The following is a 22,383-nucleotide window of genomic DNA, read 5'->3' on the forward strand; positions in this document are numbered from 1 at the left end:
GTTTCAATATGGAATGTTTTCTGCCCTTGGAATGACTTGCTTTTCCCTTGTTCATTTATGGGTTTATGGGTTTTAATTTTGGGGCTAAGACCTGAACCAAGATTAGGGCAAAGAGATAAGAAACACTGGCAATAATGAATATAGGGACATAGCTTCCTGTCTTTTCAAGTAGATAGCCAGTTGCTGTAGCAATTAACATTCCCCCAACAGCTCCGAACATTCCTCCTATTCCCACAACAGAGCCCACTGCATTTTTTGGAAACATATCGGAAACCAGGGTAAATAAATTAGCTGACCAGCCTTGGTGGGCAGCTGTTGCCAGGCTTATTAAGCCTACAGCAATCCATAAATTGGCGGTCTGGGATGCGAAAAATATAGGAAGAACAGCCAGCGCACAAATAAGCATCGTGGTCTTTCTGGCGGAATTAACGCTCCAACCTGTGTTGATTAGAAAAGAAGATAACCAACCTCCGGCTATACTTCCGAAATCTGAAAACAAATAAATAGCCACTAGTGGCAGTCCTATTTTGTCCAAGGTTAGACCGTGTGAGGTATTCAGATATTTAGGCAACCAGTAGAGGTAGAACCACCAGATCGGATCGGTCATGAATTTTGCCAAAGCAAAAGCCCAGGTTTGCCGATGTGGAAACAACTTAAGCCAGGGAATCCTTTCCACATTTTCTTCCGCATCAGATTGAATGTAATCCAGCTCAGCTTTTGATACTTTCGGATGTAATTCCGGCTTTTTGTAAGTGACTAGCCAAAATACTAGCCAGATAAAACCCAAGGCTCCGGTAATTATAAAGGCCCATTCCCATCCAAAACGTAAGGCAATAAAAGGAACTGCCAGAGGAGCCACAATTGCGCCAATATTGGCTCCGGAATTGAATATCCCAATCGCTAAAGACCTTTCCTTCTTGGGAAACCACTCCGACACAGTTTTTATTGCAGCAGGGAAGTTTCCTGCTTCACCAATGCCTAATCCAAATCGGGCTAGCCCAAAAGTAAAAGCTGAACTAGCAGCGGCATGAAGCATTGCAGCAAAGCTCCACAAAACAACAGCAAATGAGAATCCCTTTCTGGTTCCAAATCTGTCCATAATATTACCCATAATCAGAAAGCCAAGGGCATAGGCAAACTGGAAAGCAGTAATGATATACCCATATTGGACTTCTGACCAATTCATATCGGTCTGAAGTTGAGGAGCTAAAATTCCTAATACCTGTCTATCTATGTAATTAATTGTGGTCGCAAAAAACAAGAGCGCGCAAATCCTCCATCGGAAATTCCCGACTTTAATAGGTGTCTCCACAAGGTTAACATTTCCTGGATTCACGAGAAATTCGGCACTAATTTCAGAAGTGATTTTTTTTAGTGGTTTCATTAGCTAGTGAAGAGCATTGGATAAAGTTCTGTGAAATTTAATAGATGGGTATGCTAATGGTGATATGGTAAGGATGTTGACTAAATACTGTAAGGAACCTTTGGCCTTTTATTTTACTTGGCGGTACACTTAAAAAAAAATTGTTTGATATTTTGGATCTTGATTATAGTGTATTGAATGGAACTTTGGAAATCATACCTGTTTAGTAGCAGTAACCTAGTTGAAGTATAATTAATTAAGGCGGATTACTTATTTTATATGAATAGGGTAGCTCTTGAAGAGTAATCCAGTGTGAATAAGTTATATTTTCCTCACCAGTACTTTGTCAATACGAGGTCCATCTTTGTCTATAATTTCCAGCCTAAATCCTTCAAAATCCACATAACTACCTTCTTCAGGAATAGTTTGGGACATATTAAGTATTAAGCCTGCTAACGTAGTATAAGATTTGTTTCTAAAATCAGTTCCGGTGTTAAAGTACTTTTCAAAATCGTGAACAGGAAGTTGGCCATCTATTAGCCAGGTACTATCTTCCCGCTGATAGATCTTAAATTCTTCTTGGCCAGGTTCAGAAGTATCGCCAAATATTGCATCTACTATATCATCCAATGTTATGATTCCTATAGTGACTCCATATTCATCTACCACAATTCCATAATGGAGCTGTTTGACCTTAAATAGTTCCAAGGCCTGAAAGGCATACATGGTTTCATTTAAGTACAATGGCTCATGTGCAATTGTACGTAGATCAAAATTGGCTGAAAGCTTTTTATCGAACAGGTCTTTTACTAGAACCAATCCCACAATATTGTCTAAGTCATTATTAAGACAAAGTGGATAAGCGGAATGCTTTTCAAGGCTGATTTTATTTTTGATGGTTTTTTCATCGTCTGCAATATCAAAATAAATCAGTTCATTGCGATGTGTGAAAAGGCTGTTAATCCTCCTGTCACCAAGTTCAAATACACGTTCCACTATATCATGCTCGATATTCATTATTTCACCTCCTTGAGCACTATGACGAAGAATAGATTTTATTTCTTCTTCTGATACCGCATTTTCTGACTTATTTTTTATTCCAAAGAGCCTTAAAAGCAGATCATTTGATGAGGTGAGCAACCACACAAAGGGACTTGTGATTTTGGATAGTATTATCATGGGGCGGGATACCAATGCAGCAATTGTTTCGGGGTAAGTCATCCCCATGCGTTTAGGGAACAATTCTCCTAGAACTATGGAGAAATAGGTGACCATAATTACAATTCCTCCCACTGCCAAAGTATTGGCATAAGGTGCAACAAATCCTATATCTGAAAGCCATAATGCAAAATCCTCTGTGAGATTTTCCCCGCTATAAACACCTAAAAGAATGCCAATTAAGGTTATACCGATCTGGACAGTTGATAAAAATTTCCCTGGGTTTTCCGAAAGCTCTAATGCTGCCTTCGCCCCAGAAATACCTCGTTTCTTTTGGTTTTCTAACTTAAATTTCCGGGATGATACAAGTGCCAGTTCTGACATAGCAAAAACCCCGTTAAGTAGTATTAAAAAAACAATGATCAAGATTTCCAAATTGTATTAGTTTAAAGTGATAATAAAGTTAGCTAATTGGTAATTTTCTTTTAAGGATTTATTCATAGTCTTAAAAAACGGACCACTTGAGCAGGTTATTCTAGCGAGTATAACTTCCTAATAAGTAGAGAATTGCAATTTTTTGGAAAGGTGGAGTTAACTATCAAAACAACAAGCTGGCTTTGTAAGAAATCATCAATGCAGGTGTAGTATTTAAGAAGAGTGAAACCCTAATAAAACCCATTCAATTGATATCTGCTTATAATCTGAATAAAAAATCGTATACTCATTTAACCACTTTCACCCGCCTTTACAGGAATTAGCACTGAAGCCAAAATACCCCCTGCCAGCGCGAGAGATATTACTACTAATGATAGCCATTCGGGCATTTCTACATGATGAGAGATTATCATTTTAATACCCACAAAGGCCAAAATACCCACCAGAGTGAAATTAATAAATCGAAATTTATTGAGCATGCGGAAGATCAGGAAGTACATTGATCTTAATCCCATAATTGCAAGGATATTCGAACTGAAAACTATAAAAGGGTCGGCTGTTATAGCAAGAATGGCAGGAATACTATCAAGTGCAAAAAGAATATCAGTGAGCTCTATAATGATCAAAGCCATGAATAGTGGTGTGGCTAATCGTATTCCCCTTTTTTTAATAAAGAAATGTTCCCCGTTCATATGAGCTGTAAAAGGAATTACTTTTCTCAATTTTTTGAAAACAAATGATTCCTTAGGGTTGAACTCAGATTCATCCGATTTCAGCATTTTATAGGCAGTGAAAATCAGAAAGGCACCAAATACATATACTATCCAGTCAAATTTGTTGATAAGAGCCACACCGAAAATTATCATCAGGGCCCTAAATAAAATTGCTCCAATTATGCCCCAAAAAAGTACCCTGTGCTGATAAATGGCTGGAATACTAAAAGACCTGAAAATAACCGCAATCACAAAAATATTATCTATGCTAAGAGATAACTCAATTAAATAGCCTGTCACATATTTAAGGACTGCAACTTCAGGTTTTAGATCGGTAGGATTTGGAATGAGCTCATTGGAAAAAAGCCACCAAATGACCCCTGAAAATAGTAAAGCGATAGTAACCCAGATTGCTGTCCAAATTGCTGCCTCTTTGGTCTGAATTACATGGGCTTTTTTGTTAAATACTCCTAGATCTAAAGAAAGAAAAAGCAATATACTTGCGATGAAAATAATCCACACATTCATAGTTACAATGGCTGTTTCTACTGTTTAATTGATGATATAAATAAGTTGTTTTGCTGAGGTAAAAGGAGTTTTCTTTCCTCCAAATTGAGATTAAAAGAGAGTTCATGATTTGATATCAACACGATTCTCCTAATAACTAAATCTAAAGCACTAATTCCAAGTTTGAGAATAATACCAATCCAAATTTTTGTATCCATAGAATTATGATGTTGGTTAAGCACCTTGATCTTTTTTAAAACTTAAATATTGCCTAAGCAATGGAATAGTTGTAAGCGCGACTATAATCACAATTATCCATTCGATATAATCTATAAGCTCTGGAAAAATAAGTTTTAACATATATCCCGCTAGCACCAGGCTTGAAGTCCAGAGTAGTGAACCCATGAAATTATAGACCATAAATATCTTGATATCTGATTTTATCATACCCATGCAAAGCGGTAGAAAAGTCCGGATAACCGGGATAAATCTACCTATAATCATTGCCCCTTTATGTCTCTTTTCAAAGTAAGCTTCGGCCATATTAACATACTTCGCTTTAAAGAAAAATGAGTCGGGTCGGGCAACTAACCAGTTACCAAATTTTGCTCCCACTGCATAGGATACCATATATCCTAAGAAAGCCACTAAGGTAATGCAAGATATCAATGGCAAAATGTGAATATTTAAAACTGGTAACCCACAAAGCATCCCCGCCAGAAACAACAGAGAATCTCCAGGTAAAAAGAACCCAAAGAACAGTCCGTTTTCTGTAAAGATTATAACAAGTAGAAGTATGAGCCCGCCCTTATCAATTATCAATTCAGGGCTCAGAAGCGCTAAAATGTTTTGTATAAATTCATACATGCTATAGTTGGTTTAACTCTGAATAGATTTTTAGGGATGGATTATACACGCTCAACCCGATTATTCAACATCTCCTGAATCTCCTTATTCAAGGCGGGTTCAGTGGAAACAAAATCTAAGTCTTTAGATGAAGGAAGATCAAATTCACCTTCCCATTTTGCTATCACACAGGTGGCCAGACAATTTCCAATCACATTGACTGATGTTCTTGCCATATCCATTAATTCATCGATTGCCAGGATCAAAAAGATAGGTGCCATTGGTAAATTAAAGCTAGCTGCAGTTCCCATCAGAATGATCAAGGAGGCTCTTGGAATTCCAGCTACTCCTTTGCTAGTGAGCATTAAAGTGAGCACCATTAAAAGCTGATCTTCTATCCCCATATTTATCCCACCTACTTGGGCAACAAAAATTGCTGCTAGGGACAGGTATAGCGTCGTTCCGTCCAGATTGAAACTATAGCCAGTTGGCATAACAAATGCGACTATTTTGCGGGGAACACCAAATTTTTCCATCGCCTCCATCGCTTTGGGAAGTGCCGCCTCCGAACTGGTGGTTGCAAAGGCGATAGAAACCGGCTCAGAGATTGCCTTTAAGAATTTTAATACAGGGATTTTAAGAATAAGCGCGATAGGAAGTAAAACCAGAAGTAGGAATGCTAGCAAAGCAACATACAGTGTGGCCAACAAATGAAATAGATTAACCAAGATTCCCAAACCCATTTCACCTACTGTGTATGCTATTGCGGCTCCAACACCGAAGGGTGCGAAATACATAATTACACGGGTAAAATTGAACATAACCTCAGAAAGACTTTCAGTGAAAGAAAGCATGGTTTGCTTCTTTTTTTCATCTTTTACCAATGCCAAGCCTATCCCAAACAGAATACTGAAAATGACTATTTGAAGAATCTCTCCTTCAAAAATAGATTTTGCGATATTCTCGGGGAAAATATGTTGAATCACCTCCTGCCAAGTTCTTGCTGTACCTTGAATAGGAACTTCGCCCACAGGCAGCTCAATACCGACACCTGCTTTGGATATATTGATTGCCAATACTCCGATCAACAAAGCAAACGTAGTGACCACTTCGAAATATAGAAGTGACTTCCAACCCATTCTACCAACTTGTTTTAAGTTGGAATGTCCAGCTATACCTACGACCAGAGTGGCGAATAGGAGTGGGGCAATCACCGTCTTAATCATTCTGAGAAAAATCTGACTGACCACTTTTAGATTCATCGCTAGCTCAGGAAAATCCATGCCTATGGCAGTTCCTATAAGCATACTGCCAAAAATCCATGAAGTAAGGGAAGCTCTTTTCAGGCAGTACACTACAATTGCCAGCAAGCCTAGCCACCGACTTGCCATTAGTATGGAATCAGAAACAAGTCCAGGCCAAAGCATATGGAGCACAATAAAAATTGCGGCTTGTGTACCCACTGTGGCTATAAAATAAGAAATATAGGATGTTTTTTTAAGTTTCATGATGCGGAATCTTATCGCTTATATAATTAGGAAGAATTGATAGTTGAGGGTATTGTTATTCAACACCGATTGAAAAGGTTTACTACTTAAAGCCTGATTTTTAGTTTTGGCACTTATTTGCAAAGAGGATATCCCAAAATGCAAGTAGTTGGAATGAATTAAGGATAATCTCCCTTTAGTATTCTCACTTTTTCCTTACCAAAGAATTCTTCCTAAATAGCCTACAATTGGAATTATTCCTCTCTTCTTATATGACAAGTAGATGGTTTTGAGAATTGGTAGTGCAAGATTTGAAAGGAGCGCAGTCTGATTTAGTCAGGCCACAGCCAATTAATCATTCAGAAATGGAATACAGGTTCTTGACCAGAACAGGTACTAATACAAGTCGACTGATGAAATTAAGCATGGCCGATTGCTGCAATTCTTGTCTCATTTGGAAAGTCAACTTTCCAAAAAGATGTAATTGGATGTGTTAAAGTATTATGCTGCGTTCCAGGTCAAAACCCTGACTTGTAGCTTTTTGCTAAGTGAAGTAATGATGGGGAAAAACGATTAAAAAAGCAGGTAAGTTTGCGTCTATTGTTAACGCGGTCTTTTTATAATTCTGTTCAATTGTTTGGCAAAATGCCGATAAACCTGAAAAACTGCTTCGTAGGAATTGGGATTTAAAAAAACAAGGAGCAGTCCTAAGAACCAATGTTTCCGAGATAATCCTGATAGTAAGAGCATCTCCCAATTCTAAGAATGAACTTTGCTCAATAGAAAAGGTAGCTTGTGGTAATTCTCGGGTTGGCTGAAGAGTCGAGTCTAAGCTCACAGGTATATCACCTGCCCAGAAAGTTACCGAAGCAACTAGATTAAGAAATAAGAATAAGACTGCTAAAATCCTCATATGATCTATCTGATGCTAAAGCTAGCTGAAATAAAATTCACTTTGTAAAGAGCGCAATTATTTATTAATGGTAATAAATAGGATTATTAGTTACGTGATAATTATGAAGTGTTAGGGATTATTTCCAAAACATTATCCTACTTAATTCTCTATAAATTAATGGGGTAATTAGACTTTTTTACCCCTGAATTCTTTAAAAATTTGGCCTTAGGAAGCCTAGCAACCAGAGGCTTCCGGCATAATTCCGCTAGCTCCGCTGTGTTTTTCTTGCCTCTTGCAGGAAGTCTCGGTCTAGGCTGGTGCTGCTTCATACCAATATGTCAGATTTGTCTAACCAAAGAACAAAAGCAATGAAGACTAAAAAAAACATCTGCAAAAGGAATTGAGCCAAATACCTTTGGCAGCAAGGTTAATAACCTGCAAAGAGCAGATGGATCACCGGATAACTATGAGAAGTTTACGGATCTGATTAATATTTACAGATCTAATCATAGGCATAGTCGGTAAATTTGTTTCAGGGCAGGTAAAGGGAGATTCTGCCAAGAAATTATCAGATAGCATTGGTAATATTATGTAGGATAGACTGAGTCTTTCAATTAACAGGGCGGGTATACTTATCAGTAAGTGCAAGCAGTAGAAGTAGGGATTTCCAACATCCACGATTTCTTCACTTTCTTGCGTGGGATTTGTAGGAATGGTTGTTTATAGTGTGTATGAAATGTTTTTCACTTCTATTATCTCTCAAAGGAATGATTTGAAGCACCCTCATTCTATTTAATAACTTTTGGATCTCATTTATATTTTTTCAGGATTGATATTTAATGGTCCTCCATTGGAGTAGGTACACATATCAATTTACCAAGATTTTGCCGTTGGAAAATTCCTTTGATTAAATACCTTTGACGAATGAAATTCGATTTGAAATATTTAAACAAAATTGCATTTTGGATTAGTGCTCTGGGAATTTTTGCTCTCATTTCCGATTTTGGTTTTTTTCAGGAAAGGTCAACACAAAGTTTTTTTGACGGATTTTTCTTTTTTGTTCTGGCCATAGGAATTGTTTCGACAATCTCCCGATATCTCAGTATAAATAAGAGAATAAAGAAGAGTGTATTTGTTTTTGATTTATTTTCAGTTGTTTTCACTTTGTGGATCTATTACATGTACCTGTTTGTAGGGGTTCCATTTGAAACAGATCTGCTCCTCGAGAATCCGATTTGGGTTCGCATAGCAGTCCTTGCCACTTTTATCAGAGAGTTTTCCGAGTTAAAAGTGAGTTATAAAAGGACGATTTTGAATCCGGCACAATTGTTTGTTGGAAGTTTTTTTTTGATAATCCTTTTTGGTACTGGAATGCTAATGCTTCCAAATGCCACATATAATGGGCTATCGTTTATTGATGCACTTTTCACATCCACTAGTGCTGTATGTGTCACAGGCTTGGTGGTAGTGGATACAGGAAGCTACTTTACCGAGTTTGGGCAAGTAATTATCATGTTGCTGATACAGATTGGGGGATTGGGTATTTTGACTTTTGCTAGTTATTTCAGTTATTTTTTTAGTGGTGGTGCTACCTATGAAAACCAATTGGTGTTGGGTGATATGAACAATTCAAAAAAATTAGGTGAAGTATATTCTACCTTAAAGAATGTGATCCTGATTACGTTTGGAATTGAATTTTTCTCTGCAGTTTCGATATTTTTTAGTTTAGATACACAGAATTTCCCGTCCCATATTAATAGGTTCTTTTTCTCCGCATTTCATTCTATTTCCGCTTTTTGCAATGCTGGTTTTTCAACGTTACCAAACAGCTTATTTGAAAAGGGATTTAAATATAATTATTTCCTGCACCTTGTTATTATTGCAACTTTTGTATTGGGAGGATTGGGATTTTCTATTGTTTCAAATATTTTAAACTACCTGAAATATAGATCAAAGAAGATTCTTTTCAATAGAAAAAGAAATTTTGAATCTAGACCATGGGTATTAACTATCAACAGTAGAATTAATTTAATTACCACGGTGAGTATTTCGCTGGTGGCCTTTGCAATATTCTATATTTTGGAATTTCATAATACACTGGAAGGACATACTAGTTTTGGCAAAATTGTTACGGCTTTATTTGGTGCTACTACTCCAAGAACTGCGGGCTTTAACTCAATTGACACTGCCTCCATGCTATTTCCAACCACGATGATGGTGTTTCTTCTGATGTGGATTGGAGCATCCCCGGTTTCAACCGGTGGTGGTATCAAGACTAGTACTTTCGCGATTGCCACTTTAAATATTTTAAGCTTGGCAAAAGGAAAAACACGATTGGAGGTTTTTAGAAGAGAAATTGCAGACATTTCTGTCAGAAGAGCCTTTGCTACCATTTCTCTTTCATTGATTGTTATTGGTTTAGGCATCATGTTGATTTCCTTATTCGACAGTGAGAAGAATTTAAAGGATATCGCATTTGAATGTTTTTCTGCCTACAGTACAGTTGGCTTAAGTTTGGGTATTACTGCAGATTTATCGGAGCCAAGTAAATTTATCATCATCGTAATCATGTTTGTGGGTCGGGTTAGTATGTTGTCTATCATCATTGCATTTTTCAATAAAGTCAAGCATAAGAATTATAGATACCCAACAGAAGAAATTACAATAAACTAAAGATTAAATGAAATATATAGTTGTAGGTCTCGGGAACTTCGGTTCCTCACTTTCTCAAAAATTAACAGCTCAAGGAAATGAGGTGATTGGGATTGATACAAGAATGGAGAAAGTTGATTTATATAAGGAAAAAATTTCTCATACCATCTGCATGGATGCTACTGATGAGTTTACAGTTTCGGGTTTACCGCTGGAAGATACTGATATTGTAATAGTGGCTATCGGAGAAGATCAGGGTGCGAATATTATGTCAACTGCTATATTTAAAAATATGCAGGTTAAGCGATTGATTAGCAGGGCAATTAATCCACTTCATGAAAAAGTTTTAAAAGCAATTGGAGTGGATGAAATTGTCCATCCAGAAGAAGAAACAGCGGAGAGATGGTCAAAAAAACTATGTATTAAAAATGTAGTAGATTCTTTTGAGCTAAATGAACATTTTAGTATTGTTGAAGCAAAGGTACCTAAGGAGTATATCGGGAGGACCATCAGGGAAATTGGGTTCCGAAGTAAATTTAACCTATTGGTATTAACTATCATGAAACAGTATGAAGTAAAAAGTTTGCTGGGATCTCAACAAACCGAATTGAACATACAGGGAATAGCAACTCCGGATCAAAAGCTTGAGAGTACGGATATTTTGGTTCTATATGGGTCAAATAAACACATCAAAGAATTTTTTAAGTTTGAGAAAATGTGATTTGAATTGGTATGTAATAATGGTTATTTCTTATTAATCCATTTTCAAAATAAAATGATCGGCTAATTCTTCAATTTCAAATTATTGGACCTGATCCTTCACCAAGGATATTGAATTATATTTGTTCATTTCATTAGGCCATTTTGATATGAATGTATGTTATTTAAAGATAGTTTGAGTACTGCAGCTAGGAGTTATCAAGTGTACACTACTTTAGGAATTCATGATCTATGTCTTGTCCTAAAATAGGTTTACACAAATCAATTTTATTTTTTCTATTCCTTCATTAGCCAATTTAGCCTGATCCCATCACACGAGGCAAGAGACTAAGGCATAAAGCCAGCGCTCTTGCGGTTGCTGATTTATTCCGTTTCCTCTTGCACTTAGTGCCGGTCTCAGGCTGGTGCAGCTTCATAAGTATTGTCAAACCAAAACACAAAAGCTATGAAGATTGAAGCAAAAACCTCCTCAAAAATACCAGTAGAAAAGAGAGTCCGAAATGCCTTTGGAAGCAAGAGCAACAACCCATAAAGATCAAATGGATCATCAGATATCTATGAGAAGTTTACCGATCTGATTATTGAGAAACAGGAACAGCGAGTTATTTCTTGGAATCAACTTTCTGGATGATTCTGGTTTAGGGACTGTTTATCAACCTACAGAATTTCGGGATTAACCAAACTATATACAGCGCTACATTACTGCCAAAACTGAAAAAAAAGCGGTGAAATCTACCTGGCAGGGAAGCTTACTTTATGTTCCTGTTTCCTTACTTTTCTTCTTTATAGGTACAGCTCTTTTTTCTTATTATCAAGCATATCCTGACTTGTTGCCAGCTGAATTGCAGCTAATGGAGAATGCAGATAAAGTCTTTCCTTATTTCATAGTATCAGGACTTCCTAAGGGAGTGACGGGGATTTTGATTGCTTCTATTTTTGTAGTAGGATTTTTACTAACAGGCTTGATTTCGAGAAAAAGTAGAAAGACATAAAAAAAGCCGATCATTCGATCGGCTTTTGGGGTGAAAACAACTTATTCTTTTTGATTTTTCTTAAGTAAACTCATAGGGTACGCCGTGAACTTGTGTCAGCAAGGTCTCGGGAGCATCAAGCGCAATAGCTGATTTTGGTGGAATTGGTGTAACTGGTGAGTTTTCAGCTAAGTAATTCTGAATAGCTTCATGAAGCGTGTATTCCGTATTTTTTGTTTCTTTGACTCCAACGAATCTACAGAGGATTTCATCTGGATCTCCTTCTCGTTCGCAGGCAGAGATAGTATACGTTTTTGTTAAGTCGATCGGCTTTCCAGCTATTTTGAGTTCTTTTACTCTGTCTCCTTCTTCTCCAAAAGCATTGAATTCCACATACATTCCTTTGAATTTGACTACCCATCCTCCAAATCGTTGTGAGGCCTCTTTAGCAAAAACATTATTTAACTCTTTCTCTAGCCAGAACCTGATTTGCTCGCCAGTCACCTTTCCTGTTCGGATATTTGAATTCACCGGGAGCATATCGTAAATAAATCCATTGGTGATAGGAATATTTCCAGTATGATCTGGCGTAGATCGAGGAGGGCAAAACCTGAATCCATTGGAAAGTATAATATCTATATCCGGATTTTGCCAGCTGATCGCATCCAGGACGAGGGTGTCGATGGTGTTTTCTATCACAAAATATCTGTAAAGCGGGATAGTAGAATACCCCACCACTTTCTGAATATCGGCTAAATAGGGACCCTCATTACTTTTGATGAGTTGTGTCATTTCTGGAGCAGCTGGATATTTTTCGGCATTGACTTCCATTAATTCATACTCATCAGAAATCAATTTTCCGTGTTCAAATTCCAATTCAAGCTTTCCTACAAAAGATCCGAAAGCACCGGGCTCCACCACTTTGGTATAGGTAGATTGAATTGGCGTTCTAACACGCTCATGTGTATCACCTCCAAGGATGTAATCTACACCTTCGCAGGCAGGCAGATTTCCTAAATGAATCTGCTGAGAAAGACCCAAGTGAGCTACTATCGCCACAAATGCGCATTTCTCCTGATTTCTAAGGACATCCACATAATGAGCCAAGTTTTCTTCGGGCTTGGTATAGACAATGCCTTTACTATAATTTGGTGACTGTCGCTTTGGAACCAAATGATCTGTATAGCCTAGAAATCCAATTTTAACCCCGTTTATGCTCCAGATGTAATATGGAGGGAAAATCAATTCTCCTTTCGTTCCATCTCCTAGATCATGGTACATATTTGCACAAACCTTAGGGGCTGTCAATGAGCCCAAAAGGTGTTGCATTGTTTTCTTATAATAAACGACTTCCCAATTTCCGGGAAGATATAGATCATAACCTAGCGAATTCAAAATAGGGAGCATGGCTTCTCCTGTAGTTTTCACGGATAGCTCTGAACCCTGAAACATATCACCAGTATCAATCAAAAAGCTATTTTCAGTTTTCTTGCGCTCCTGATCTATAAATGTTTTTAGATGTGCATAGCCTCCAGTTTTACGAAATACTGCTTTTTCATTTTCCCAGAATAACTCATCATGTGCATGGATTTGACAATGCACGTCAGTAGTTTGGAATATTGTAAGCTTGAATTTTTCAGGGGTTGATTTTGAGGGGTTTGCTATTGCTTTGGAAGTGGTTAGTCCTAAAAGACCAGAACTTGCGCCTAAAGCACCTATTTTCGTAAGAAACGTTCTTCTTGATTTTTTCATTTAGTTATTTTGGGTTAGTTCCTGATCTCAACCTTTTGTGAATTGTATTTCCAAAACAGTTAAAACTCATATTTCATGTGATATTAAGTATTCAGGTCTCTTGATTTTGGTGACATTCCTCACATTACTAAAAAACAACCCGAAAAAAAAACCGAAGGATTAGCTTGGGAACCAAGTTTTTGCGAGTAGTAGCTTTGAGATTTTTATCCAAAAAACTTGATTCAAATTGTTCTTAAAAGAGATTTTATTTGTATCCTCTTTTCTTCCAATTTAGAAATAAAAGCTATAAATGAAGTGGTTAAAGTTAGCATTTTGTCCACTGGACGTACACAGGAAATCTATGCGGGTGAAAGTCTGAAACTGCAGGACAATTCCCTGAAAAATATAAAAGCGGAGACGCAATCTACGCTTAGTGGGGTAATAGAATTGTTACGTAATGGCTGAAGCAATACTTATAAGTAAACAGGTAAAAGAATTTTCTTTTCTGTAGGGTTGTACTGTGTAACCTTCCAAGCAATGGGCAAGGCCAATATAAAAAGCCAAAGTATCTGTATGGAGAGTGTCATTAAACTAAATGTGTCAATGCGCTATTAAAATCCTGATATAGACTACCATCTTACCTTTCTCAATAAGCATTTTTTTCACACCACATATTTATCCCAAAGCCCATACGTTTCATTGATTTTTCCTTTTGAAAAGGAGAGGGCCATAATAGTAATTCCGGACAGGCTACTGCTGATTGTGAGGGACATACCACTATCCTCCAGCAACCAGGGCATAACTGCTAGTGCAAGACCTAACAATACGTTGAAGTAGCGAAAACTTCTGAGCACCTCGGCCATAGCCACTACCGCAAAAACAATCACGAGAGCTCCTCCCAAGTGATTCAGATTAGCATAGGATGTTTCTATTCCCATCTGAAAAACTGTAGGTGAAAACATCAGCCAAAGCCCAATGATTACAGAAATAGTCAATTGCCAAGGGGCAGTCATTCCCCATATGGATGATTTAAAAACCTTCCACGGATTGTCAACAAATGTTACCAATTCAGGGGAACGTTGATCCATTTCTGTAGAAAGTGCATCGCCACCTTTCCAGAACACTTTCCATAACGAATCTCCTTTTTGTTTCCGCTGTACCATGTGCTGCCACATGGCAATAACTTCATCGATCTGTAAGGGAATCATGGGAAGCATAACAATGGCAGAAAATAGGCAAAAGGCACACCAGGCACCTACTGCAAGCGGCTGTGATATCACCAAGAATATGCTCACAAAACCTAGTGGAATGACCAAAATACCAAAAAAGGTGACCATCCAGGGCATTGTACGCCATCTGGAAGTACCTCCCATAAATCCCATCAGAAATTCCAGCGTGTAGGCGAGCGTGCCTAAGGCTGCATCTGAAATCGGCCAACTATGTGACATATCAGAGTTCAAAACGTTTAACGTGCCTTCCCCAAAAAATGGATCCCAGACAGTATCAATATAGCCTAATTGAAATGCTCCCAAATAACGAGAGGCCAGCCACCCGATGAATGCCAGGCCAATCATAAGTGAGCGCTGTGGCCAGCTGGAGGGATTGTAACTCCAGCCAGTGGGTACATTGCCCCCCATTTTCATAAATAGGATCATGTTGGGCATGCCAGGTATAAGGATGGATAAGGCAATAATTAAGGCCCCAACCATGGTGCTGTTATAATAAGCTATGGCTGTTGGTGCCCAAAAAATGAACGGGGCCATACTGATCCATATTCCAATAAAACATATAATCCAAACACTATAAGGACGATTAGGCTTGAGTGATCGCCAACCAAAAATTATAAGTAATATCCCACTGATAATATCGCTCCAATACATAGCGGCTATGCGATCGCTAAGCGACAACCAGACAGATCTTCCTCCGGCAGGTGATACCACATTCTTCCCATAATCAAAAGTGAGTGGCGAAGCAATCATCCAAACACCCAGTAATACAATTACCCAGTAGACCCAGAGCGTCTGTTTGTGATGATCCTTCAGCATTTTCATGCGGTCAGCTGCGCTCATTTTCATGGCACCCATGTCCATATTTTCATGACCTTGCATGGTATTGTGCTTTTCCATGTCCATCATAGGGCGGGTGACACCTCGCGAGCCCATACCTTCCATTTTTTTAGCATGATCATCCATGATTTTTCTAGTTATTCCAGTTTATTAACTTGATAGAATTTCTTAGGATCGTCCTTTAAATTTTCAATCATTTTAGGTAAGGTTTCTCGCAAACCGTGTTTGGGTTTCCAGCCCAATAACTTTTTGGCCTTTGAACTGTCCATTTCATAATGGTCATCGGCCAAGTCAATCATCCAAGGTTTGATAAAGGCTTTGCCAAAAAGATTTAGCATAAATGCCCCAGTTTTGGCAAACCACTTTGGAATGGCGATGATGGGCATTTTATTACCATGAATTTCGGTACTGATAATGTCTTGTAGTTCCTTATAGCTCAGGGTTTCGTCATCGCCAATATTCATCACAACTTCCTTGGGAAGATCATTTCTTTTTTCAATTGTCAAGGCAATAGCATTAATGACATCATCTCGATGTACATAGGTGCTACCATGGGCGGTATTTGCTGGATAAAGTTTTGCCGATAGTTGCTTTTCATAGATGCGCTGAACCTGATTGGTGATGGGGATTGAATTACCTTCTTCACTATACACACCTGCTATGCGCATCATCACAATTGGAATTTCGCCCCGTTTTTCATTCATTACTTTTTCGGTAGTGACTTTCGATTTCGGATAATCCCACTTAGGTACTAAAGGAGATTCTTCAGTGATCAAAACGCCAGGGGAGGAGGGTTTATAAACCAACATGCTACTTGAAAAAACAAATTGTTCCACTTCAAAATCCTGTAAATATTTCAGCATGCGCGCTGTGCCTTTCACAGTCACTTTATCATATAGATCAGAAGGTTCTCCTAAGAAGTCATAATAGGCAGCCAGATGTATAACCGAAGCTATTTTGTTTCCATAAGCGTAGCGAACCCTTTTGAATGCGAAGTCCATTCGGTCATCGCTGGTGAGGTCTACACTTACACATTCTGCCTCTGCCGGAGGGAAAGGGTAGCCATCATGGTCAAATCCAATAACATGGTATTTTTCGGCAAGCTTATGAATTAAGGCAGAGCCTATCATTCCACTGCTTCCCGTCACAATTACCACTTCAGCTTTGTCTTTCATTTTCGTCTTCTAAATCTTAAAAAATAGAGGACTACTACGATGATAAGGATTGGAATAAACCACATTCCCCAGCCCATTCCCATTCCCCAATTCCAAGTATTATCGTGCATGATGTTATTTAGTATTGGTTGTAGATGTCATTTTCATGACCTTGTTCCACATTTGCGGTTTGTCTTTCATCATCTGAATCATGTTATTAAACATGATGCTGTCATTAGCCGCCATATTGACCATATGGTCCATCGTACCCATTATTTTTGCAGGGTCGCTCATCATCATGCCAATCATTTCAGGTCTACCCACCATTCTTTGGCCCATTATGTTCCTACTACTATCATTGGCCATCATGGCATCCATCATCTCCATTCTATAGGCTTGGTTATTGATAAAGGAGGTTATGATTTCAGAACGTTGTACATCATTTTTTAGTAATTGGTCTACGGGTTGTTTGGAATCGCAGGCTATAAATAAGAATATAGCACTTGCCATTAGCATTGAGGTAATCAGTAATTTTTTCATCTTATTCTTAGTTTAAATTTTTAATAGTGGTAGCTATGTCACCGAGTTTTCCTTGTTTCATTTTAGGATTTGACTAAATGCTTACTTTCCTCTGAGTAATCATCTTCTTCTGCGCGACCTGAAAAAGAATGTCCCAAACAAGAGTACTACTACAATTATGAAAAACCACCAGCCAAGGTGCATTCCCATATATCCATAATCTCCATTGTACATCATAGCTATTGATATTTTATTTAATGAAATTATTATTGATGTTATCAGTTTAATTGTGATCCATTTCCTTCATCTTCATTCCCTTATTTTTCTCTTTCATCTTCTCCATCATCTTTGCTTTCATTTCAGGATTCTCCATCATTTTTTCCATCATCTCTTCCATCATCGCAGGGTTTTCTTTCATTTTTTGCATCATTTTTTCTTTCATTTCCCCTTGCATCTCTTTGTTTTCATGCATTTTCTGCATCAACATCTTTCTTCCTTCCGAACTTCCAGACATTTTATCGAGCATCATCATTTGCATTTTTTCTTTCATTTCAGGATTCTCCATCATTTTCTGCATATGCGATTCCATCTTCTGTTTCATTTCAGGGTTTTTCTCCATCATTGTTTTCATCTTTCCAGATTCCATCATTTGCATATGGTTCTGCATCATTATCTTTTGTGCACCTTCATTCTGTTGTGCCAAATCGATAAATTCGCTGAATTGGCTCTGGTTAGAAATGATCTCTTGATAAAGCGCATTTCTGTTTTCCTGATTTTCCATCGTTTCGTAAGCATTAAAGGTGGATTTACAGCTCATTAATGAGCCAATCACACTAAAAACGAGTAATGTTTTTACTATAGTTTTCATGTTACTTTGATTTAGATTTAATAATATTTTGTTGACAGTTTTAATTCATCAATGATTGCTATTTTATAGTATGATTATCCGCATCCGATAGCTATCGGATGATGCCAGTAGCGATAGTTTCTTTGCTTTGCAGGACGGAAGACCGATGACCGAAGTGGCCTAAATGCCAACTTTTACCATATTATAAGTCGCTTTTAGGCCTTTACTGGTGCGATTGCGGATTTACATATTTTGTGTTTTTCTTTTATAGCAAAACCACTACTAGTACCATTATTCTACAATTAGAAAGGATCATTCAATTTGCTTACCCGAATGAGTTTCTTATTAACAAACTCCTGTATCCCCAACTCTGAGAGTTCACGTCCAAAGCCAGACTGCTTGGTTCCACCAAAGGGAAGATCGGCTTGTGTCCAGGTAGGGTGGTTGATAAAGACCATTCCGGTATCAATCTGATCCGCGACTCTTTTACCACGTTCGACGTCTTGTGTAAACACTGATCCGCCCAAACCAAAATCAGAATCATTAGCCAGATCAATAGCAGCCTGTTCGTCTTTTACTACATAGAAGGATGCCACCGGACCAAATAATTCTTCGTGATATGCTGCAATGCCGGGCTTCAGATCGGTGAGTATGGTAGGTTCCATGAAGGCACCTTCACGATTGGCGCGTTTGCCTCCCAATAGAACCTTAGCACCTTCCTCTACAGATCGTTTCACCTGGTCGGCTAAATGAACTGCAGCTTCTTCACTACTCATTGGACCTAATTCTGTTGTGGGATCCATGGGATCGCCCACTTTCATTTTTGATAATGCATCCTTGAACTTTTGGATAAACTCATCGGCTATTGCTTCCACAGCAATAAACCGCTTTGAGGCTACACAGCATTGGCCGTTGTTATTCATTCTGCCAACAACTGCCCATTCTACCGTTTTATCCATATCGGCATCTTCCAGTATAATGAACACATCATTACCACCTAGTTCCAGCACGACTTTTTTCAAATGTTTTCCAGCTTCAGCAGCTACACTAGCACCGGCTTCTTCACTTCCCGTTAGGGAAACGCCTTTTATCCTTTTATCAGAAACTAATGCTGATGCACGTTTTCCGGAGATAAATAGGTTAGTATATAATCCTTCAGGAGCGTTTGCTTCTTCGAAGAGTTCTTCGATAGCAGCAGCACATTGTGGTACAATGGAGGCGTGTTTTAATAGGATAGTATTACCTACCATGATATTAGGGGCTGCAAAGCGGGCTACTTGATAGTACGGGAAATTCCATGGCATCACGCCTAACAACACTCCAATGGGACTATTGCGAACGAGGGCTGTTCCATATTCCGGATTGAGTACTTTATCTGCAAGAAACGCTTCAGCATGATCAGCATAATAATCAATGATATCGGCACTCAAATCAATTTCTCCCTCAGCCTGAGCAATGATTTTGCCCATTTCTAGGGTGATAGTTTTAGCTAATTCAGACTTCTTGATACGCATAAGCGTAGCTACCTTATAGAGCAGATCGGCTCGCTGTTGGTAGCTGGTTTCTTTCCAATCGGCAAAAGCTACTTGCGCTTTGGCTACCTTGGCATCAACCGTCTTTTGTGTCATTTCTTCAAATGACTTTACAGTCTTATTTGTGTTTGGATTTACTGTTTGTATGGACATATTTTATAAGCTTAGATAGAATTTATTTTGTTAAACAAATTCTAAAATTATTAAAGTATGAAATTTAGATTTAGTTCTGACTATAACCTTTTTCCAATTCTGATTTAGAGCTACTGCTTGAAGCAAATCTTCATAATAAAGCTGCTTGTAGTTGAAATTATATCGATACCCTAGTTGAAAAATAAAGTATATAATTCACACATTTTCAGAATTGCATATGACCTCCAGTCAAACTATATCTATTTCTCTCATCTTATCCCAATATTTATACCCAATAAAAAAAATACGGATCATGATCGATGAGGGCATTATAATTAATTATTCTTTAAAAAATAAGAAGTAGTTGGGGTATAATATGCTGATTAATTGGGGTAATAGTTACCGATTAATTAATCATATTATTATGCTCAATACATATAATCTAGCATAGCGATTTTAACTACATAGTATAAGGAATGTCCTGTTCAAGCCACTAATGCAACAGTTCTGTAAGTTACTAATTTGTCTTTAGGCGATAAGTAATTAAACTTTTTGATAGACCTGTTATTGATTTTGTTTTCTATTTCCGCAATTGTATCATCGGAGATTTCATTTAAGTCAGTTTTTTTAGGTAGGAGTGCCCTTATTAGTCCAATTCTGTTTTCCACCGTTCCTTTATTTTGAGAAGTATAGGGTAAATTGAAGTAGGTTTTGATTCCAACCTCTTGGGCAATTTTATGGTGTAGTGGAAAGGCCCGATATAAAAGCAGCTATCAAAAAAATGAGGGGAATAAAAAATTTTTCGAGTTCTGCTACTTACCTCAATAGAGCAAATATTGATGTCCCGATCATCATACTAAGTAAGAAAGCAAAAACAGCCTAAAATAATAAAAAGAAGGGTTTAGCGTATCATCGTAAATGTAATTACTTCCCGATACTGTAAGTGTTAACTGTTTGGTTTTTTGCTATTTATATATCTGAAGTTGTACGGAGGTGGTACAAATTAGTGTGCTAAGGGGATTTTAAATCAATTCCTGATTGATATTTTAGTTTAGGATTGTTTTTTTTTTTAGTACAGTCCGTGAATTTTAATTTGTATGCTCTGCTAAGGATTACTTTTAGCAACTTTTCTATTAATCAATAATCTTATCATCAATTCGATCAAGAACGATAAAGCAAGTATTCCAACAAACAAAAAAAGTATAGTATAGGAGCCCTTAATAGAATAGATCAAAAATAAAACGATAACAGTTAATGTTGTCAGCAAGGCTGTACCAACTAAAAATTTTGAGGCTTTAGTTTGATGTATAATTTTAAGATGGCCTAAATGAGTTACCGTGTGAATAAACAATACGGTAATGGAGCCTACAGCAGCTATTTGTAATAAATCCAGGAATATTATTAGCAAAGCAGTTATGACCAAGCTAACGAGTAATCCCTCTCTGCTGTATCCGAGTTTTTTGGCAAAAAATCCTGGCAGCTGTCCGTCTTTGGCCATTTGATAAGAGATATTAGTTGTGGCATATAATACCGCATTGATAGATGACGATGTAGCGAAAAGTGCCGTAATTGAAATAATAGTGAAGCCGAGTGCACCAAAAATAGGTTTCGAGGCTTCAGCCAAAGCATAATTCTTAGCTTCGATTACCTTGTCAACTTCCAAGTTGCCAAAAACAGCAAACGCCAACGCAGTATAGATAACCATGGTTATTCCAATGGATATGAAAATTGCTCTTGACAAGTTTTTCTCGGGATTAACAATATCTTCAGCGGTATGTGTAATTATTCTAAATCCTTCATAGGAAAAGAAGGTAATGGCAATACTGAACAAGATTTTATCGGATGAAGGATATAGTGCCGGCGCCATTAATTCAGGCTTTACATAGATCAGCCCCACTGTGGCAAATGCCACCAATATTACCAGGGTAATTATCACCGCTACATTCTGAAACTTAACCACTTTTTTTACTCCAAAAAACTGAATGGTTCCAAGTATTGCCATTATTGCTAAAGCAAAAATATTGGTGTAAATCAGCGATCCTTTTAAATTAAATAAGGCTGCAGCATAACTGCCAAAAGCCTTCGCTAAAAGTGAAAGTGCCAGTATGGATGATAAATACAACAAGACGCTTACCCCTCCGGAAAAAACGTTTACTCCAAATGCCTGAACAACATATTCTACGATACCTCCAGCTGCAGGAAAACGGGCTCCTAACTTTGCCAATGAATATCCGCTAATTGCGGCAACTATCCCGCCTGCGATAAAAGATATATAAACTGCTTTGCCAGCAATCGCACCGGCCTGTCCCATTAGTGCAAAGATCCCAGCTCCAATCATTGCACCAACTCCGATTCCCACTGCTGACCATAAGCCAATTTTATTTTTTGATTTATCCATTTTCTCCATGACGTATTTCTTCGTACACTTCAGCTTAGTAAAACCATTACTTGTTCACCCTTTTATCATTCAAACTTCTATTCATTTCTCAGTGTGAATTACAGTCTGATGCGGCCAATAATTCCGAAAGTATCTTTCAATCGTTTTTAAATGTGGCCTAATAGCAGATACTCCTCCAGCAGGTTAGTCATAAGCACGCATGCTTCGAAATAGCTTGACAAAAATTTGTAGAATGCCTTTCAGCAACCTTGTAAAGG

The 22,383-nt window shown here is 37.8% G+C and carries 15 protein-coding genes; 3 read left to right on the forward strand and 12 right to left on the reverse strand.

Annotated features, from left to right (window positions below):
• Positions 1-55: 55 nt before the first annotated feature.
• The 5 genes from ESV85_RS06990 to ESV85_RS07010 form a co-directional block, all read right to left on the reverse strand.
• On the reverse strand, positions 56-1,384 hold the full coding sequence (locus ESV85_RS06990; RefSeq protein WP_146916041.1) for an MFS transporter: 1,329 nt from the start codon (positions 1,382-1,384) through the stop codon (positions 56-58).
• A 300-nt stretch (positions 1,385-1,684) separates the two neighbouring features.
• Positions 1,685-2,956: a hemolysin family protein gene (locus ESV85_RS06995; protein ID WP_146916043.1), complete on the reverse strand. Its 1,272-nt coding sequence runs from the start codon at positions 2,954-2,956 to the stop codon at positions 1,685-1,687.
• Between the two features lie 290 nt (positions 2,957-3,246).
• Positions 3,247-4,197 carry a TerC family protein gene (locus tag ESV85_RS07000; protein ID WP_146916045.1) on the reverse strand — a complete coding sequence of 317 codons (951 nt, stop codon included), beginning with the start codon at positions 4,195-4,197 and terminating at the stop codon, positions 3,247-3,249.
• A gap of 213 nt (positions 4,198-4,410) precedes the next feature.
• Positions 4,411-5,043 carry a DedA family protein gene (locus tag ESV85_RS07005; protein ID WP_146916046.1) on the reverse strand — a complete coding sequence of 211 codons (633 nt, stop codon included), beginning with the start codon at positions 5,041-5,043 and terminating at the stop codon, positions 4,411-4,413.
• Between the two features lie 41 nt (positions 5,044-5,084).
• Positions 5,085-6,530 (reverse strand): dicarboxylate/amino acid:cation symporter, encoded by a 1,446-nt coding sequence (locus ESV85_RS07010; RefSeq protein ID WP_146916048.1) that lies wholly within the window; start codon positions 6,528-6,530, stop codon positions 5,085-5,087.
• A 2,053-nt stretch (positions 6,531-8,583) separates the two neighbouring features.
• Between ESV85_RS07010 and ESV85_RS07015 the strand changes: the two genes are divergently transcribed.
• The 3 genes from ESV85_RS07015 to ESV85_RS07025 all read left to right on the forward strand — a co-directional run bounded on the left by ESV85_RS07015 (position 8,584) and on the right by ESV85_RS07025 (position 11,768).
• The gene (locus ESV85_RS07015; protein ID WP_223275927.1) at positions 8,584-10,077 is read left to right on the forward strand and encodes a TrkH family potassium uptake protein; all 1,494 of its coding nucleotides are present in this window, start codon (positions 8,584-8,586) and stop codon (positions 10,075-10,077) included.
• 7 nt (positions 10,078-10,084) lie between these two features.
• Complete coding sequence (locus ESV85_RS07020) at positions 10,085-10,777, forward strand: potassium channel family protein (protein ID WP_146916052.1); 693 nt, start codon at positions 10,085-10,087, stop codon at positions 10,775-10,777.
• Positions 10,778-11,501: 724 nt separating this feature from the next.
• Entirely contained in the window at positions 11,502-11,768 is a 267-nt protein-coding gene (locus ESV85_RS07025) for a hypothetical protein (protein ID WP_317130771.1), read from the forward strand.
• Between the two features lie 60 nt (positions 11,769-11,828).
• Here the strand turns inward: ESV85_RS07025 and ESV85_RS07030 are convergent, their stop codons facing one another.
• The 7 genes from ESV85_RS07030 to ESV85_RS07060 all read right to left on the reverse strand — a co-directional run bounded on the left by ESV85_RS07030 (position 11,829) and on the right by ESV85_RS07060 (position 22,126).
• Complete coding sequence (locus ESV85_RS07030; protein WP_146916053.1) at positions 11,829-13,499, reverse strand: bifunctional metallophosphatase/5'-nucleotidase; 1,671 nt, start codon at positions 13,497-13,499, stop codon at positions 11,829-11,831.
• Between the two features lie 641 nt (positions 13,500-14,140).
• Positions 14,141-15,640: a vitamin K epoxide reductase family protein gene (locus ESV85_RS07035; protein WP_317130772.1), complete on the reverse strand. Its 1,500-nt coding sequence runs from the start codon at positions 15,638-15,640 to the stop codon at positions 14,141-14,143.
• A 41-nt stretch (positions 15,641-15,681) separates the two neighbouring features.
• Positions 15,682-16,719, reverse strand: coding sequence for an NAD-dependent epimerase/dehydratase family protein (locus tag ESV85_RS07040; protein WP_146916057.1), 1,038 nt, complete (start codon positions 16,717-16,719; stop codon positions 15,682-15,684).
• 114 nt (positions 16,720-16,833) lie between these two features.
• Positions 16,834-17,238 carry a hypothetical protein gene (locus ESV85_RS07045; RefSeq protein ID WP_146916059.1) on the reverse strand — a complete coding sequence of 135 codons (405 nt, stop codon included), beginning with the start codon at positions 17,236-17,238 and terminating at the stop codon, positions 16,834-16,836.
• A 262-nt stretch (positions 17,239-17,500) separates the two neighbouring features.
• Positions 17,501-18,085, reverse strand: coding sequence for a hypothetical protein (locus ESV85_RS07050; RefSeq protein ID WP_146916061.1), 585 nt, complete (start codon positions 18,083-18,085; stop codon positions 17,501-17,503).
• A gap of 281 nt (positions 18,086-18,366) precedes the next feature.
• Entirely contained in the window at positions 18,367-19,749 is a 1,383-nt protein-coding gene (locus tag ESV85_RS07055; protein WP_146916063.1) for an NAD-dependent succinate-semialdehyde dehydrogenase, read from the reverse strand.
• A 1,084-nt stretch (positions 19,750-20,833) separates the two neighbouring features.
• A complete protein-coding gene (locus tag ESV85_RS07060; RefSeq protein ID WP_191321961.1) occupies positions 20,834-22,126 on the reverse strand; it encodes an APC family permease in 1,293 nt (430 codons plus the stop codon).
• Between the last annotated feature and the right edge of the window lie 257 nt (positions 22,127-22,383).

The organism is Algoriphagus aquimarinus (assembly GCF_007997215.1).
In the GTDB taxonomy this organism is placed as follows: domain Bacteria; phylum Bacteroidota; class Bacteroidia; order Cytophagales; family Cyclobacteriaceae; genus Algoriphagus; species Algoriphagus aquimarinus_A.

Bases quoted from the DNA above. Each gene is read 5' to 3' on its own strand.
- ESV85_RS06990 (WP_146916041.1), bottom strand. From the start codon at position 1,384: ATGAAACCACTAAAAAAAATCACTTCTGAAATTAGTGCCGAATTTCTC.
- ESV85_RS07000 (WP_146916045.1), bottom strand. From the start codon at position 4,197: ATGAATGTGTGGATTATTTTCATCGCAAGTATATTGCTTTTTCTTTCT.
- ESV85_RS07005 (WP_146916046.1), bottom strand. From the start codon at position 5,043: ATGTATGAATTTATACAAAACATTTTAGCGCTTCTGAGCCCTGAATTG.
- ESV85_RS07010 (WP_146916048.1), bottom strand. From the start codon at position 6,530: ATGAAACTTAAAAAAACATCCTATATTTCTTATTTTATAGCCACAGTG.
- ESV85_RS07015 (WP_223275927.1), top strand. From the start codon at position 8,584: ATGTACCTGTTTGTAGGGGTTCCATTTGAAACAGATCTGCTCCTCGAG.
- ESV85_RS07020 (WP_146916052.1), top strand. From the start codon at position 10,085: ATGAAATATATAGTTGTAGGTCTCGGGAACTTCGGTTCCTCACTTTCT.
- ESV85_RS07030 (WP_146916053.1), bottom strand. From the start codon at position 13,499: ATGAAAAAATCAAGAAGAACGTTTCTTACGAAAATAGGTGCTTTAGGC.
- ESV85_RS07035 (WP_317130772.1), bottom strand. From the start codon at position 15,640: ATGGGCTCGCGAGGTGTCACCCGCCCTATGATGGACATGGAAAAGCAC.
- ESV85_RS07040 (WP_146916057.1), bottom strand. From the start codon at position 16,719: ATGAAAGACAAAGCTGAAGTGGTAATTGTGACGGGAAGCAGTGGAATG.
- ESV85_RS07045 (WP_146916059.1), bottom strand. From the start codon at position 17,238: ATGAAAAAATTACTGATTACCTCAATGCTAATGGCAAGTGCTATATTC.
- ESV85_RS07050 (WP_146916061.1), bottom strand. From the start codon at position 18,085: ATGAAAACTATAGTAAAAACATTACTCGTTTTTAGTGTGATTGGCTCA.
- ESV85_RS07055 (WP_146916063.1), bottom strand. From the start codon at position 19,749: ATGTCCATACAAACAGTAAATCCAAACACAAATAAGACTGTAAAGTCA.
- ESV85_RS07060 (WP_191321961.1), bottom strand. From the start codon at position 22,126: ATGGATAAATCAAAAAATAAAATTGGCTTATGGTCAGCAGTGGGAATC.